The 14038-nt window shown below is 70.2% G+C and carries 12 protein-coding genes; 8 read left to right on the top strand and 4 right to left on the bottom strand.

Translation table 11 applies throughout. The features are described 5' to 3' along the window. Positions 1–152: 152 nt before the first annotated feature. On the bottom strand, positions 153–695 hold the full coding sequence (locus GHC57_RS17280) for a cupin domain-containing protein (protein ID WP_153346569.1): 543 nt from the start codon (positions 693–695) through the stop codon (positions 153–155). Positions 696–862: 167 nt separating this feature from the next. Here GHC57_RS17280 and GHC57_RS17275 point away from each other — a divergent pair, with 167 nt between their 5' ends. Together GHC57_RS17275 and modA are read left to right on the top strand one after the other, a co-directional pair. Continuing rightward, positions 863–1291 (top strand): hypothetical protein, encoded by a 429-nt coding sequence (locus GHC57_RS17275; RefSeq protein WP_153346567.1) that lies wholly within the window; start codon positions 863–865, stop codon positions 1289–1291. Positions 1292–1367: 76 nt separating this feature from the next. Next, positions 1368–2183 (top strand): molybdate ABC transporter substrate-binding protein, encoded by an 816-nt coding sequence (gene modA, locus GHC57_RS17270; protein ID WP_153346565.1) that lies wholly within the window; start codon positions 1368–1370, stop codon positions 2181–2183. Between the two features lie 33 nt (positions 2184–2216). On the opposite strand, the gene GHC57_RS17265 is transcribed toward modA, so the two are convergent. From GHC57_RS17265 to GHC57_RS17255, 3 genes are all read right to left on the bottom strand, one after another. Next, positions 2217–2561 carry a DUF1476 domain-containing protein gene (locus GHC57_RS17265; protein WP_153346563.1) on the bottom strand — a complete coding sequence of 115 codons (345 nt, stop codon included), beginning with the start codon at positions 2559–2561 and terminating at the stop codon, positions 2217–2219. 246 nt (positions 2562–2807) lie between these two features. Further along, positions 2808–4100 (bottom strand): adenosylhomocysteinase, encoded by a 1293-nt coding sequence (gene ahcY / locus GHC57_RS17260; protein WP_153346561.1) that lies wholly within the window; start codon positions 4098–4100, stop codon positions 2808–2810. A gap of 143 nt (positions 4101–4243) precedes the next feature. Next, on the bottom strand, positions 4244–5122 hold the full coding sequence (locus tag GHC57_RS17255) for a DUF1848 domain-containing protein (protein ID WP_153346559.1): 879 nt from the start codon (positions 5120–5122) through the stop codon (positions 4244–4246). A 284-nt stretch (positions 5123–5406) separates the two neighbouring features. Here GHC57_RS17255 and GHC57_RS17250 point away from each other — a divergent pair, with 284 nt between their 5' ends. The 6 genes from GHC57_RS17250 (at position 5407) to GHC57_RS17225 (ending at position 14038) form a co-directional block, all read left to right on the top strand. Then, on the top strand, positions 5407–7167 hold the full coding sequence (locus GHC57_RS17250; protein WP_153346557.1) for a peptidase domain-containing ABC transporter: 1761 nt from the start codon (positions 5407–5409) through the stop codon (positions 7165–7167). Next, the gene (locus tag GHC57_RS17245) at positions 7164–9443 is read left to right on the top strand and encodes a peptidase domain-containing ABC transporter (RefSeq protein ID WP_153346555.1); all 2280 of its coding nucleotides are present in this window, start codon (positions 7164–7166) and stop codon (positions 9441–9443) included. The genes GHC57_RS17250 and GHC57_RS17245 overlap by 4 nt, the downstream gene beginning before the upstream one ends. 5 nt (positions 9444–9448) lie before the next feature. After that, positions 9449–10819: an HlyD family type I secretion periplasmic adaptor subunit gene (locus tag GHC57_RS17240; protein ID WP_153346553.1), complete on the top strand. Its 1371-nt coding sequence runs from the start codon at positions 9449–9451 to the stop codon at positions 10817–10819. A 22-nt stretch (positions 10820–10841) separates the two neighbouring features. Next, positions 10842–11177, top strand: coding sequence for a hypothetical protein (locus GHC57_RS17235; protein WP_153346551.1), 336 nt, complete (start codon positions 10842–10844; stop codon positions 11175–11177). Between the two features lie 668 nt (positions 11178–11845). After that, complete coding sequence (locus tag GHC57_RS17230) at positions 11846–12868, top strand: amino acid ABC transporter substrate-binding protein (protein WP_153346549.1); 1023 nt, start codon at positions 11846–11848, stop codon at positions 12866–12868. 147 nt (positions 12869–13015) lie between these two features. Continuing rightward, positions 13016–14038, top strand: a complete 1023-nt coding sequence (locus GHC57_RS17225) for an amino acid ABC transporter substrate-binding protein (protein ID WP_153346548.1) — start codon at positions 13016–13018, stop codon at positions 14036–14038.

The following is a 14038-nucleotide window of genomic DNA, read 5'->3' as shown; positions in this document are numbered from 1 at the left end:
CCCGTGCAATCCTGGCATGCATCGCCGGACTTATCTCGCCCAAACAACCAGCATGCATATCTAACGCAAACTGAGCCATTGTTTTCAAAGCTGGCATCGCACAGCGATGCCAGCGGCGGGCCGGCCGGCCGGCCGACGAAAAGGATGAACCTTTACGTCGGCCGGTATAAATCCGTCAGCGCCGCGATCATCTCGGCGGCATCCGGCCACCGCGCGGTCAGGGCGGCGCGGTCGCCGTGCTCGTAGTCCGCGAAGTCGAACCCGGGCGAGACGGTGCAGCCCATCAGCGCCCAGGCCCCGCCGGCGACCAGCCGCGCCCCCTGCCACACGCCGCGCGGCACCACGGTCTGGGGCGTCTGACCGGCGGTCAGGTCGCCGCCGATCACCACCACCTCGCTGCGGCCATCCGGATGCAGGCGGAGTTGCTCCACCGCATCGCCGATGTAGTGATGGAACACCTCGTCGCTGGCGAGCCGGTGCAGGGCCGAGCGCGTCCCGGGCGTCAACAGATAATAGATCGCCGTGCCCACGCTGCGGTCGCCGCCCCGGTAGCAGGCGGGCAGGGCGGCGCCGGCCAGGGTGTCGGTCCCACGCCAGGTTTCACGGAAGTGCCCACCCTCGGCCGGGTGCGGGACCAGGCCCAGGCGGGCGATCACATCGTCTGCGGACAGACCGGCGAGCAAGCCTGACGGCATGGGTCGGACCTTTCCTGGAACGGGTCAACGGGGCGGGCATGGCGACCGGGCCATGCTGTCCTTCTGGGGGATTTGCGCGCCCGCCGCAACAGCCGTATAACTGGGTGCGTCAGTCCGATTCATCCGCCGGGCGGCCCTGGTCCGCGCCGGGGAGGGCGTATTCCATCATGTCCATTCTGTCCTACCTGTTCGGGGAGAGCGACCAGCCGCCGCCGGATCCCGTCTGGCAGCGCGATCCGGCCATGAAGTACTACCGCCTGCTGTCGATGCGGCCGGGACGGCCCAATCTGACCGGGCGCAGCGGCGTGTTCGTGCTGTTCCATCGGGGCGTGCGTCCCGGCTGGGTGTACGTGGGCGCCACCGCCGACCTTGCGGGGGCCGTCGAGCGTGTCCAGGCCCACCATGAGATCTCCGAGTATGAACGGCGGGGCGGCGTGTTCATGACGTGGTCCTACATCCGGGCGGACAAGCGGGACGGGGTGGTCGCCTATCTGCGCCGGCAGATGAAGCCCGAGGTCGAGGATCCCGCCCTGGACGAGGCGCTGGGCTGTGGCCCCATGGGGGCCGCTCCGATTGCGGTGCAACTGCCCGCCTGAGCCGAGTTCCCGGGGCGTTCCGAGGCCCCCATGTTGACCTGACGACGCCGTGACGCGCGGCCCGCGAGGACCAACCATGACGACGAGGACGCATTCCCCCCGCTCCGGCCGCCCTTTCGCCCGGCGCGCGCTGCTGCGCGCCCTGCTGGCCGGGGCCGCCCTCACCATGTCCGCCGCGCCCGCGCTGGCCGCCGAAGCGCGCGTGGCCGTGAACGCCGGCTTCGCCGAGGCCGCGCGGGAGATCGGCCGGCGCTTCACCGCCCAGACCGGGCACACGCTGGCGTTCGATGTGGGGGCGTCGGGCAAGCTGTATGCCCAGATCGTGGCGGGCTCGGGCGCCGACCTGTTCCTGTCCGCCGATGTGGAACGCCCGGTGCGCGCCGATCTCGCCGGCCTGAGCGCGCCGGACACCCGGATCACCTACGCCGCAGGGCGGATGGTGCTGTGGTCGGCCGACCCGGACCGGGTGGACGACGCCGGCGCGGTCCTGACCCGCCCGGGCGGGCTGCCGTCGCTGGCCATCTCCAACCCGGTGACGTCGCGCCACGGCGCGGCCGCCGTGGAGGTGCTGTCCAGCCTGGGTGTCTATGACGACCTTCGGCCCGTCATCGTCACGGCCGCCGATGCGCTGGCGGTGCGGGACATGGTTTCGGACGGGGATGTGGCCGCGGGGCTGCTGCCGGCCTCGATGGTGGCGCGGCGCCCGGGCGACGGCTCGCGCTGGCTGGTGCCCCGGGCGTTGCACGCGCCGATCCGCCATCAGGCCGTGCTGATGGCGTCGGGCGCGCGCAACGCCGCCGCCCGGTCGTTCCTCGCGTTCCTGCGCGAGAAGCCGGCCCGGGACATCATATTGTCGTTCGATTACGAGACGCCGGAGCCGCCGCTGCGCTGAGGGGGCCGGGCGGGGGGCTCGGCCGGCGCCGGCTCAGGCGCGCACGCCGCCCACCTGTTCGTCTCGGATGCTGGCCTCCGCCTCGTGCATCAGCTTGGACAGCCGCAGATCAAGGCGGTGGCGCGTCACCTCCACGCCCTTGGCCGTCAGGTCCGCGAGAGCCTTGTCCGTCAGCGCATCGGCGCTGCCGTGGGTCAGATCGTGTTCAATGAGGGCGCGGGCATACTGGTCGGCGGGCGACCCGGACAGGCCCATCTCGGCCGCCACCCACAGGCCGAACAGCTTGTTGCGGCGGGTGACAATCCGGAAGCGAAGGGCCTCGTCCATCTCGAACTTGGCTTCAAAGCCTTTCTCGCGCTCGCGGAACGGATCGCTCATGGTCCTCCCTTTCTGTCGTCGGGGCGTCGGGGCGTCGGGGCGTCGGGGCCTAGGCGGCCGGTCCGACCCGGCCGCATGGGATCAGCCTACTCATAAAAGGGGGATTCAGCCAAGCGGCTCGGTCGAAACGCGAACACCCCCGACGCCGGGCGCCGGGGGTGTCGGGCATCCGGGGCGGGGACCGCGCCCTCCCTGAGGACGGCGCGGCCCGCTCCGAATCAGTAGCGGCCGATCAGTAGCGGCCAATCAGTAGCGGTAGGTGTCCGGCTTGAACGGCCCCTGCGGCGTGACGCCGATGTAGGCGGCCTGCTCGGCGGACAGGGTCTCCAGGTTCACGCCCAGCTTGCCCAGGTGCAACGAGGCCACCTTCTCGTCCAGGTGCTTGGGCAGCACGTAGACCTGCCGCTCGTACTTGTCGGCGTGGTTCCACAGCTCGATCTGGGCCAGCACCTGGTTGGTGAACGAGGCGCTCATCACGAAGCTGGGGTGGCCGGTGGCGCAGCCCAGGTTCACCAGCCGGCCCTCGGCCAGCAGGATGATGCGCTTGCCGTCCGGGAACTCGATCTCGTCCACCTGCGGCTTGATGTTGTCCCACTTGTAGTTCTTCAGCCCGCCGACCTGAATTTCGTTGTCGAAGTGGCCGATGTTGCAGACCACCGCCCGGTCCTTCATGGCGCGCATGTGATCGACGGTGATGACATCGATGTTGCCGGTCGCGGTCACGAAGATGTCGCCGCGCGTGGCGGCCTTGTCCATGGTGGTGACCTCATAGCCTTCCATGGCGGCCTGCAGGGCGCAGATCGGGTCGGCCTCGGTCACCAGCACGCGACAGCCGGCCTGACGCAGCGACTCGGCCGAGCCCTTGCCGACATCGCCGAAGCCGGCCACGACGGCGATCTTGCCGGCCATCATCACGTCGGTGGCGCGGCGCACGCCGTCCACCAGGCTTTCGCGGCAGCCGTACTTGTTGTCGAACTTCGACTTGGTGACGCTGTCATTCACGTTGATGGCGGGGCACATCAGGGTGCCCTTCTTGGCCATCTCGTACAGGCGATGGACGCCGGTGGTGGTCTCTTCCGAGATGCCGCGCACGTCCTTCAGCAGGTCGCCGTACTTCTCGTGCATGACCAGGGTCAGGTCGCCGCCGTCATCCAGGATCATGTTCGGGCGCCAGTCGTCCGGGCCGAAGATGGTCTGGTCGATGGCCCACCAGAACTCCTCCTCGTTCATGCCCTTCCAGGCGAACACGGGAACGCCGGCGGCGGCGATGGCGGCGGCGGCGTGGTCCTGGGTCGAGAAGATGTTGCACGAGGACCAGCGGACCTCGGCGCCGAGCGCGGTCAGCGTCTCGATCAGCACGGCCGTCTGGATGGTCATGTGCAGGCAGCCGGCGATGCGCGCGCCCTTCAGCGGCTGGGACGGGCCGTATTCCTCGCGCGTGGCCATCAGGCCGGGCATTTCGGTCTCGGCGATGTTGATTTCCTTGCGGCCCCAGCCAGAAAGGCTGAGGTCTTTGACCTTGTAGTCGGTGAACGTCATCGAAAAGGCTCTCCGGTCGGCGGGAAACACGCAGGCGCCGCCGGCGCCCCCGGGATGGGAGCGCGGGCGGCCGGCCCGGCTGGAGAGGAATATAAAGATATCTTTATATGTTTATCAAGCGGGAAAATGAGACGGGCGCCCCCTCACCGATCCAGGAACGCCGAGGCCGGGTCGTGGGCCGCGTGCCGGGCGCGCGCCCGGTCCCGGTCGCGCACCGCGTAACAGTAGACGCAGCCGTGCGGGCAGGTGTCATAGGCCCCGATGTCGCGGCTCTCGGCGCAACCGCACGGGCGGTGCGGCTTGGGTCGGGCCCGGATCGGCCGGGCGGCGATGTCGGACAGCCGCGCGGCGTCGATGCAGGCCGCCGCCTCGACCCCCGGCAGTCCGGCCCGCAACGCCTCCTGGCCGCACAGCGACAGCCGCATGCCCGCATCGCCCGCGATCCCGGCCAGATCCGCGAGCAGGGCGCGCTTCTCCTCGTCCGGCGGGTCGCGCCACGCGAATCCGTGGGTCTGCGCCTGTCGGTCCAGGTTGCGGCGGGTCTTGGCGTAGACCTGGAGCACCGAGACCACCACCTCGTCCACCGCGCCCCGCAGCGCCCGGACGTGGCGGGCGAAGGTCTCGCGGTGCCACGCCGGCGGCGTGAGGTCGCTGAACACGATGGGGTCGTGCCGCCAGACCACCGCGCGCGGGCCGAATCGGGCGGCGAGGGCGCGCGCCGCGTCCAGCGCCCGCGGCGCCGGCAGCACGGCGGTGTCCAGCGCGCGCGGATACCCCAGCCCGGTCATCTGCACCACGAAGGGATCGCCGCGCGCCGCCACGGCCTCCAGCGCGGCGCGGAAGGGCAGGGGGTTGCGGGTCCAGAACACCCAGCCGTCCACCGCCCCCGGAGCCAGATCCACGCGCGACGGCCGCCCGCCGTAGGGGTTCGTCACCCACGCTTCACCCGCCGCCAACCGCGCCAGGAACCAGCGGGCGTGAAAGGCGGGAATGTCGGTGCGGTAGCTCGCCGAGACGATCATGGGGCCGCGCTCCGGTCGATGGCAGAGGCCGGACGGGATCCGTCAGCGGCCGCGCCCCCCTGACCAAAGGGGTCCTTAAAGGTGGCGTCGATCAGGTTTGCAATGTTCACGGGCGCATTCTCGTTCGGTTCACACGTGTTTCACGAGGCAGAGTAACGAATTCTCAAGCCCTTGACGCAAGGATAGGCCAGACACGGGTGCGGTCGCGAGGGGGCGGCCGATCGTCGTGCCGCGCCGGTCGCGCGGACACCTGCGCAGGGGACGCCCTGGGCATTCGAGGATCCATGGCTGCACGGTCGTCATCATCCCGGCCCGCACACGGGCCCACCGCGTCACCGCGTCGCATCGCCCCCGGGCGGTATTCCACGCTGCGCGCGGTGCTGCCCGAACTGGTCCTCCTCAGCTTCATCATGAACCTGCTGTCGCTGGCGCTGCCGCTGGTGCTGCTGCAGGTCTACGACCGCATCCTTCCCAATGCCGCGCTGAGCACCTTCGCGCTGCTGGTGCTGGGCATCGGCGTCGCCGTGGTGCTGGAAAGCCTGCTGCGCGTCGGCCGGTCCTACATCACCGGCTGGGTCGGCGCCCGCTTCGAGCACAACGCCGGGGTCGCCGCCCTGCAACACCTGCTGGACGCCCCGCTGCAGGCGTTCGAGCGCGTCGGCAGCGGCATGCACCTGGAACGCCTGAACGCGCTCGGCACGGTCAAGGAGTTCTACGCCGGTCAGGCGCTGCTGTCCGTGCTGGACCTGCCCTTCGTCGTGGTCTTCCTGGGCATCATCTGGCTGCTGGGCGGCTGGCTGGTGCTGGTGCCCCTGACCCTGCTGCTGCTGTTCAGCCTGGCGGCGCTGGTGGTGGGCCGACGGCTGCGCGGCGCCCTGCATGACCGCATGCGGGTGGACGACCGGCGCGGCAACTTCATCATCGAGGTGCTGCGCGGCGCGCACACCCTCAAGTCCATGGCCATGGAATCCCAGATGATGCGCCGGTATGAGCGCCTGCAGGAGAGCAGCGGCGCCGCCAACCAGGCGGTGACGCGCGCCAGCGCCTCGGCCCTGGGGCTGGGCGCCTTCTTCTCGCAGGCGACCATGGTGGCCACGGTGGGCGCGGGCAGCGCCATCGCGGTGGCCGGCGACCTGAGCATCGGCGCCCTGGCCGCCTGCACCCTGCTGTCCGGGCGCGCCCTGCAGCCGATCCAGCGGGCGCTGGGCGTGTGGACCCGGTTCCAGACCATCCAGATCGCCCGCGACCGGCTGTCGGCCGTGTTCGCCATGGAGGCGGAGGCCGCGCCCGGCCTGCCCGGGCCCGACCGGGTGGACGGCGCGCTGACGCTGGAGGGTGTCGCCTATCGCTTCGCCGACGATGCGCCGCCGCTGCTGCACGATGTCTCCCTGAGCGCGGCGCCGGGCGAGTGCATCGGCATCTCCGGCGACAACGGCTCCGGCAAGACCACCCTGCTCGCCCTGATGAGCGGGGCGCTGAAGCCGTCCGAGGGGGAAATCCGGCTGGACGGCGCCCCGCTGTCGGCGTGGGATCCGCGCGCGCTGAAACGCCACGTGGCCTATCTGCCGCAACAGGGCGAACTCTTCCGGGGCACGATCCTGGAGAACATCACCATGTTCAACCCGGCCCTGGCCGAGGCCGCCGTGATCCAGGCCGAGGCCCTGGGCCTGGGGCCGATCATCGCCGCGCTGCCGCTGGGCTATGACACGGTGGTGGGCGACTCGGCCGGCGAGGTCATGCCGCGCGGCATCCGCCAGCGCATCGCGGTGGCCCGCGCCCTGCTGCCGAACCCGCGCGTGGTGCTGTTCGACGAGGCCAACACCGCCGTGGACGGCCCGGGCGATGCCGCCATCAAGGCCTGCCTGGACCGCCTCAAGGGCAGCCATACCCTGATCCTGGTCACCCACCGGCCTTCGCTGCTGCGCATGGCCGACCGGGTCTTCGACCTGACCGACGGCACGCTGGTGCCGCGCGAGGCGGGCGCGGGGCCCGCGCCGGTGCCCGCGCCCACGCCGCCACCCGCCCTGGCGGGGGCCGCGTCATGACCCGCCTGTCCGCCGCCGCCACGCCGCCGCCCGAGGCTCCCGAGAGCACGGCTGCCGCCGCCGCCGCCGCGCCGCCGCCGGAGGCATCGGCACCCCATCCCGCCGCCGGGGAGGGCGGCAGCCACTGGGCGGCGCGCGAGACCGACGGGCTCGGCCTGACGCGGCTGACCGAGGATTCGCTGGGCGGCTTCACGGCCCGCAGCGATCTGGCGGTCTGCCTCGTGCCGCTGCTGCGCGCGCTGAACTGGTTGGGCAACCCGCGCCACGTGGCCGAGGCGCTGCCCCACTTCGCCGAGGACCTGGACATCACCGGGCTGCGCAACACCCTGGCGCACCTGAACTACTCCAGTCGCCCGGCCCGCCTGACGCTGCGCACCATCGATCCGCGTCTGGTGCCCTGCCTGTTCGTGCCCGACCGGGGCGCGGCGATGGTGGTGACGGCCATCGAGGGCCGCACGGTCACCGCCTTCGACGGCGGCACCCAGCAGGACGGCCCCGTGCGCCGCACCGGCCGGTCCGGCACCGCCTATTTCTTCACGTCGCTGGAGCCCGACGACCAGCGCCAGACCGCCCAGCAACAGCGCATCGGCTGGTTCAACATCATGGCGCGGCGGTTCAACGGGCTGCTCGCGCGGATGCTGCTCATCACGCTGGTGCTGAACCTGCTGGGACTGGCCACACCGCTGTTCGTGATGGGTGTTTACGACAGGGTGGTGGGGGCCAGGGCCCTGGACACCCTGGGCTGGTTCCTGCTGGGCGCCGGCATCGCCATCCTGTTCGACGTCCTGTTGCGGGGGTTGCGGGCGCGCATGCTCGCCTATGTGGGCGGCCGGCTGGACGCCATCGTGGGCAACGGCGTGTTCGAGCGCATCCTGTACCTGCCGTCGTCGTTCACCGAGCGGGCGACCATCGGCGCCCAGGTGGCCCGCATCAAGGACTTCGAGTCCGTGCGCGAGTTCTTCACCGGCAATCTGGCCAACACCTTCCTGGAACTGCCGTTCGTGCTGATCTATGTGCTGGTGATGGCGCTGCTGGGCGGCTGGATCGCGGTCGTGCCGCTGGTGGCCATGGTGGTGCTGGCGGTGGTGGGGCTGGTGTTGGCCCCCATGGTGCGCGCCGCCGTGGCGGAGTCCGCCCGCGCCGGGTCGCGCCGCCAGGAATTCCTGGTCGAGGCCACCACCAAGATGCGCGCCCTCAAGCAGATCGGCGCCGAGGACCTCTGGCTGTCCCGCTTCCGCAGCATTTCCGCCCGGGCCGCCATGGCCAGCTTCCATACCGCGCAGATCCAGAATCTGGTGCAGACGGCGGCCCATGTGGTGACGGTGTTCTCGGGGGTCGCGGCCATGACGCTGGGCGTGAACGCGGTGCTCGCCGGGACCATGACCCCGGGTGCGCTGATCGCCTGCATGATCCTGGTCTGGCGGGTGCTGGCGCCGTTGCAGACGGTGGCCACCTCGCTGTCGCGGTTCGAGCAGATCCGCGCCTCCATCCGTCAGATCAACACCCTCATGACCCTCGCCCTGGAGCGGGACCCCAAGGCCATGATCCAGCCGCTGCGCCGCCTGCGCGGCCGGGTCGAGCTGTCTCGGGTGTCGCTGCGCTACGCGCCGGGCGCGGACCCGGCCATGGTGGGCGTCAGCTTCGTGGCCGAACCGGGCGAGGTGCTGGTCATCACCGGACCCAACGCCTCGGGCAAGTCCACCATCGTCAAGCTGATCGCCGGCCTGTACCGGATGCAGGCGGGCGCGCTGCGCATCGACGGCAAGGACATCCGCCAGATCGACCCCATCGAGTTGCGCCACGCCATCGCCTATGTGCCGCAGCAGGCGACGTTCTTCTATGGCACCATCGCGCAGAACCTGCGACTGGTGGAGCCCACCGCCAGCGACGCCGATATCCGCTGGGCGCTGGCCGAGGCCGGCGCCCTGGAAGAGGTGCTGTCGCTGCCCGAGGGCCTGGAGACCCGCATCGGCGACGGCCGCGCGGAGCAGTTGAACGGCTCGCTGCGCCAGCAACTCAACCTCGCGCGCGCCTATCTGAAGCGGGCCGCCATCTATCTGTTCGACGAGCCCGTCAACGGCCTCGACTTCGAGAGCGACCAGCGGTTCATGGAGACCGTGCGGCGCATTCGCGGGCACGCGACCGTGTTCATCATCACCCACCGGCCCAGTCACTTCGCGCTGGCCGACAAGCTGCTGGTGATGGAGTCCGGCTATTTGCGGATGATCGGTCCGCCCGACGAGGTCCGCCCGCACATCCAGATGGACAGGATCTGACGACCATGAGCGCCACCGCCACAGGGTCTTCGCGCGGCGCCGCCCGCCGCTCCACGCCGTCGCAGGCCAGCCGGCAGGCGCGCCATCTGGCCCAGTCCATCATCCTGGAGGAGTCCGGGCCGTCCGCCCTGATCCGGGTGGCGCTGCTGCTGGTGTGCGCGCTGGTGGTGGCGATCATCGCCTGGGCCAGCCTGACCACGGTGAAGGAGGTCGCCCGCGCCACCGGCACCGTGGTGCCCTCAAGCGATCTTCAGATCATCCAGCACAAGGAAGGCGGCATCGTCCGCGAGGTGCTGGTGGAGAAGGGCCAGACGGTGGAGGTGGGGCAGGTGCTGGCCCGCCTGGACCCGGTGCAGACGCGCTCCGACCTGGAAACCCTGCTGACCCGACTGGTGAGCCTGCAACTGAAGGCGGAGCGGTTGCGCGCCTTCGCCGAGGAACGGGCGCCGGACTTCGGCTTCGCCGAGCCCCATTACGGTGATCTGGTCGCCGACCAGCAGCGCGTGTTCGACGTGCAACTGGCCGAGCACGAGGCGAACCGCCAGGTGCTCCAGGACCAGTTGGACAGCGCGATCAAGGAAACCCGGCTGCTGGAGAACAAGATCGACTCGCTGGAACGCGAAGTCGCCCTGGTGCAGCAACAGCGCGACATGCGGCGCGGCCTGATGAACCAGGGGCTCGGGTCCCGGCTCAGCTATCTGGAGGCCGAGCGCGAACTGGAAAGCCTGGCCGGGCAGGTCACCGAACTGACCAATGAACTGGAGGTCAACGACCAGCGCCGGCGCGAACTGAGCAGCCGGCTGGTGCAGCTTGACGCCACCAAGCGGCGCGAGGCCCTCGACCAGGTGGGCGACGTCAACGCCGAGATCAGCGAGGTGGATCAGCGCATCACCGCCGAGGCCGATCGGCTGAAGCGGCTGGAGGTGGTCGCGCCCGCGCGCGGGCTGGTCCAGGACCTGAAGGTGCGCACGCCGGGCGCGGTGCTGCAACCCGGCGACGCGCTGCTGACCCTGGTGCCCATCGACGACACGTTGATCGTGGAATCGCGCATCGAGACCCGGGACATCGGCCACGTTCAGGTGGGCCAGCCCGTGACCGTGCGGGTCACGGCCTACGACTTCGCCCGCTACGGTTCGGTGGACGGGGTGCTGGAGGACGTCTCGCCGACCACGTTCTATGACGAGCAGACGGGGCTGCCGTACTACAAGGGCTTCGTCGAACTGGATCAGAACCATGTTGGGGATCAGCCGGGCGTTCACCCCATCCTGCCGGGCATGACCGTGGACGCCAGCATCATCACCGGCGAGAAGACCGTGCTGGCCTATCTGTTGCGGCCCATCTACATCTCGCTGACCCAGGCGTTCCAGGAGCGGTGACGCCCCCCGCCGGAGACAGGCCATGGCCCCCGACGCCCCCGACGACGACGCCGACGACGACGCCGACGACGCTCACCACGACGACGACGCCGCCCCGGACGAGCGGCCCGCACCGCCGGCCGACCCCGGTCCCACCGTCCGCCCGGACACGGACCGCCGCCGCGACCTGCGCGCGACCCCCTGGATCCTCGACCTCGGCAGCGTGCAGGAGGCGGACGGCGCTCCGGAGGGCGGCTGGACCCAGACGGTCGGGACCGACGGCAGCACGCGGCCGGGCGCCGCCGCCTCCCCATACGGCGCGGACTGGACGGCTGTCGTCGCCCCGCATCTGACCGACCCCGACGACCGCGACGCCTGATCCGATCCGAACCCGGCGCGTCTTCGAGCCCTCGCCCGCGATGCCGGGCGGGCGGTGTCCTCCCGCCCGGACCGTTCATCCGTTTCGCAAGGGAAAAAGGCCCGGACGAGGCTGCAAGCCCCGTCCGGCACAGTCCTGTCTGTCCGTGCAACGCGTCGAGATGTGTGACTAGCCTAGGGTTTGAAGCGGCCGGGTGGGCGGCGGAGCCCTGCCCGTTCCGAAGGCAACGCGCCCGTCAAACAGGCAGGACCCGGGACACCCACGCCCGCCGCGAACGCCCCCCAAATTGTTTCAAAGATGGGTTTCCTGCCCGCTTCGGGCTCGCTAAGCTACGCTTATCGTGCATGGCACGTCTGTTGCTGCCGAGGGGCACGGTGGCATGGGGCGGGTGCGTGATCCCCCTGGCTTGTGTCTCCCGGTGCGACGCTGTGCGTCCATCCCCGTCCCGGGGCTGGCACGGACGGCGCCGCCGGCCATGCAGGAGTCGATCCCGGCCGGAGTCCAGACCGGCCGTTCCGGACCGACCGCGTGATCCCGGCCGCGCCCCGTGCGACCGGGGGCGGCGCGGCGGGCTGGACGTCCCTGGTGGCCGACCGGACCCGTTGCTGACCGCCATTTCGGCACCGCTCGATCCACTCTGAACACTGCATTGGAAGGAAGAGGCCCTCATGAAGCGTATTGCTGCCGCCCTTGTGGCCGGCGTCGCCACCGTCGCCCTGACGACGAGCGCCGCGTTCGCCGCGGAAACCCTCGATGCCGTCAAGGAGCGCGGCGAGCTGGTGTGCGGTGTGTCCACCGGCCTGCCCGGCTTCTCCAACCCGGACGACTCGGGCGACTGGTCGGGCATCGACGTGGATGTCTGCCGCGCCGTCGCCGCCGCCGTGCTGGGCGACGCCAACGCCGTCAAGTTCATCCCCCTGACCGCGAAGGAGCGCTTCACCGCGCTGCAGTCCGGCGAAATCGACGTGCTGTCGCGCAACACCACCTGGACCCTGACCCGCGACTCCTCGCTGGGCCTGAACTTCGCGGGCGTGAACTACTACGACGGCCAGGGCTTTCTGGTGAAGAAGGACCTGGGCGTCAGCAGCGCCACCGAGCTGAACGGCGCCTCGGTCTGCATCCAGTCCGGCACCACCACCGAGCTCAACCTGGCCGACTACTTCCGCTTCAAGGGGATGGAGTACAGCCCGGTCGTGTTCGACACCTCGGACCAGACGGTGCAGGGCTTCTCGTCCGGCCGCTGCGACGTGCTGACCTCCGACCAGTCGCAGCTTTATGCCCTTCGCACCAAGCTGGACGATCCGGACAGCGCCATGGTGCTGCCCGAGGTCATCTCCAAGGAGCCGCTGGGCCCGGTCGTGCGCCAGGGTGACGACGAGTGGTTCAACATCGTCAAGTGGACCCTGTTCGCCCAGTTGAACGCCGAGGAACTGGGCGTGACCAGCGAGAACGTCGAGGAGATGAAGGACTCCGACAACCCGTCCATCAAGCGTCTGGTCGGCACCGACGGCGACATGGGCGAGAAGCTGGGCCTGTCCGCCGACTGGGCGGCCATGATCATCGCGCAGGTGGGCAACTACGGCGAGATGTTCGAGCGCAACGTGGGCATGGACACCCCGCTTGAGATCGCCCGTGGCCTGAACGCCCTGTGGACCAACGGCGGCATCCAGTACGCCCCGCCGGTCCGCTAAGGCCATCTCCCCGCGTTCGTTCCCCGGACCGGACGCGGGGTCCGGTTCGGTCCCGACGCCGCCACCCTGACGACCGGCGGCGTCGGGCCGCTCCCCGGGCCCCGTGACCGCCGGGTCCGTTTTTTCTGCTGTTGCGTGAGGTTTTCCATGACCCGTCTCGTTGCCGCCCTGGTGGCCACCGCCGCCACCGCCGCCCTGACGACCGGCGCCGCCGTCGGCGCCGAAACCCTCGACACCGTCAAGGAGCGCGGCGAACTCGCCTGCGGCGTGACCACCGGCCTGTCGGGGTTCTCGATCCCCGACGAGTCCGGCAACTGGAGCGGGCTGGATGTGGACTTCTGCCGCGCCGTCGCCGCCGCCGTGCTGGGCGACGCCGAGGCCGTGCGGTTCGTCCCGCTGACCGCCAAGGAGCGCTTCACCGCCCTGCAGTCCGGCGAGATCGACGTGCTGTCGCGCGTGACCACCTGGACGCTGACCCGCGACACCTCGCTGGGCCTGAACTTCGTCGGCGTCACCTTCTACGACGGCCAGGGCTTCATGGTCCGCAAGGACCTGGGCGTGGACAGCGCGCTGGAGCTGGACGGGGCCTCCGTCTGCGTCGGCGCCGGCACCACCACCGAACTGAACCTGGCCGACTACTTCCGCCTCAAGGGCATGGACTACAACCCGGTGGTCTTCGCCGCCATCAGCGAGACCGCGCAGGGCTTCGAGTCCGGTCGCTGCGACGTGCTGACCTCCGACCAGTCGCAGCTCTACTCGCTGCGCACCAAGCTGGAGGACCCGGGCAGCGCCGAGGTGCTGCCGGAGGTGATCTCCAAGGAGCCGCTGGGCCCGGTCGTGCGCCAGGGCGACGACGCATGGTTCAACGTCGTCAAGTGGACCCTGTTCGCCCAGTTGAACGCCGAGGAACTGGGCGTCACCAGCGAGAACGTCGAGGACATGAAGGACTCTGACAACCCGTCCATCAAGCGCCTCATCGGCACCGACGGCGACATGGGCGAGAAGCTGGGCCTGTCCGCCGACTGGGCCGCCAACATCATCGCGCAGGTGGGCAACTACGGCGAGATGTTCGAGCGCAACGTGGGCATGGATACCCCGCTTGAGATCGCCCGTGGCCTGAACGCCCTGTGGACCAACGGCGGCATCCAGTACGCCCCGCCGGTCCGCTAA

Source organism: Roseospira navarrensis, from assembly GCF_009601025.1.
Classification (GTDB): Bacteria; Pseudomonadota; Alphaproteobacteria; order Rhodospirillales; family Rhodospirillaceae; genus Rhodospira; species Rhodospira navarrensis.
The sequence above is the reverse complement of the archived record's forward strand: the minus strand, read 5'-3'. Positions and strand labels throughout refer to the sequence as shown.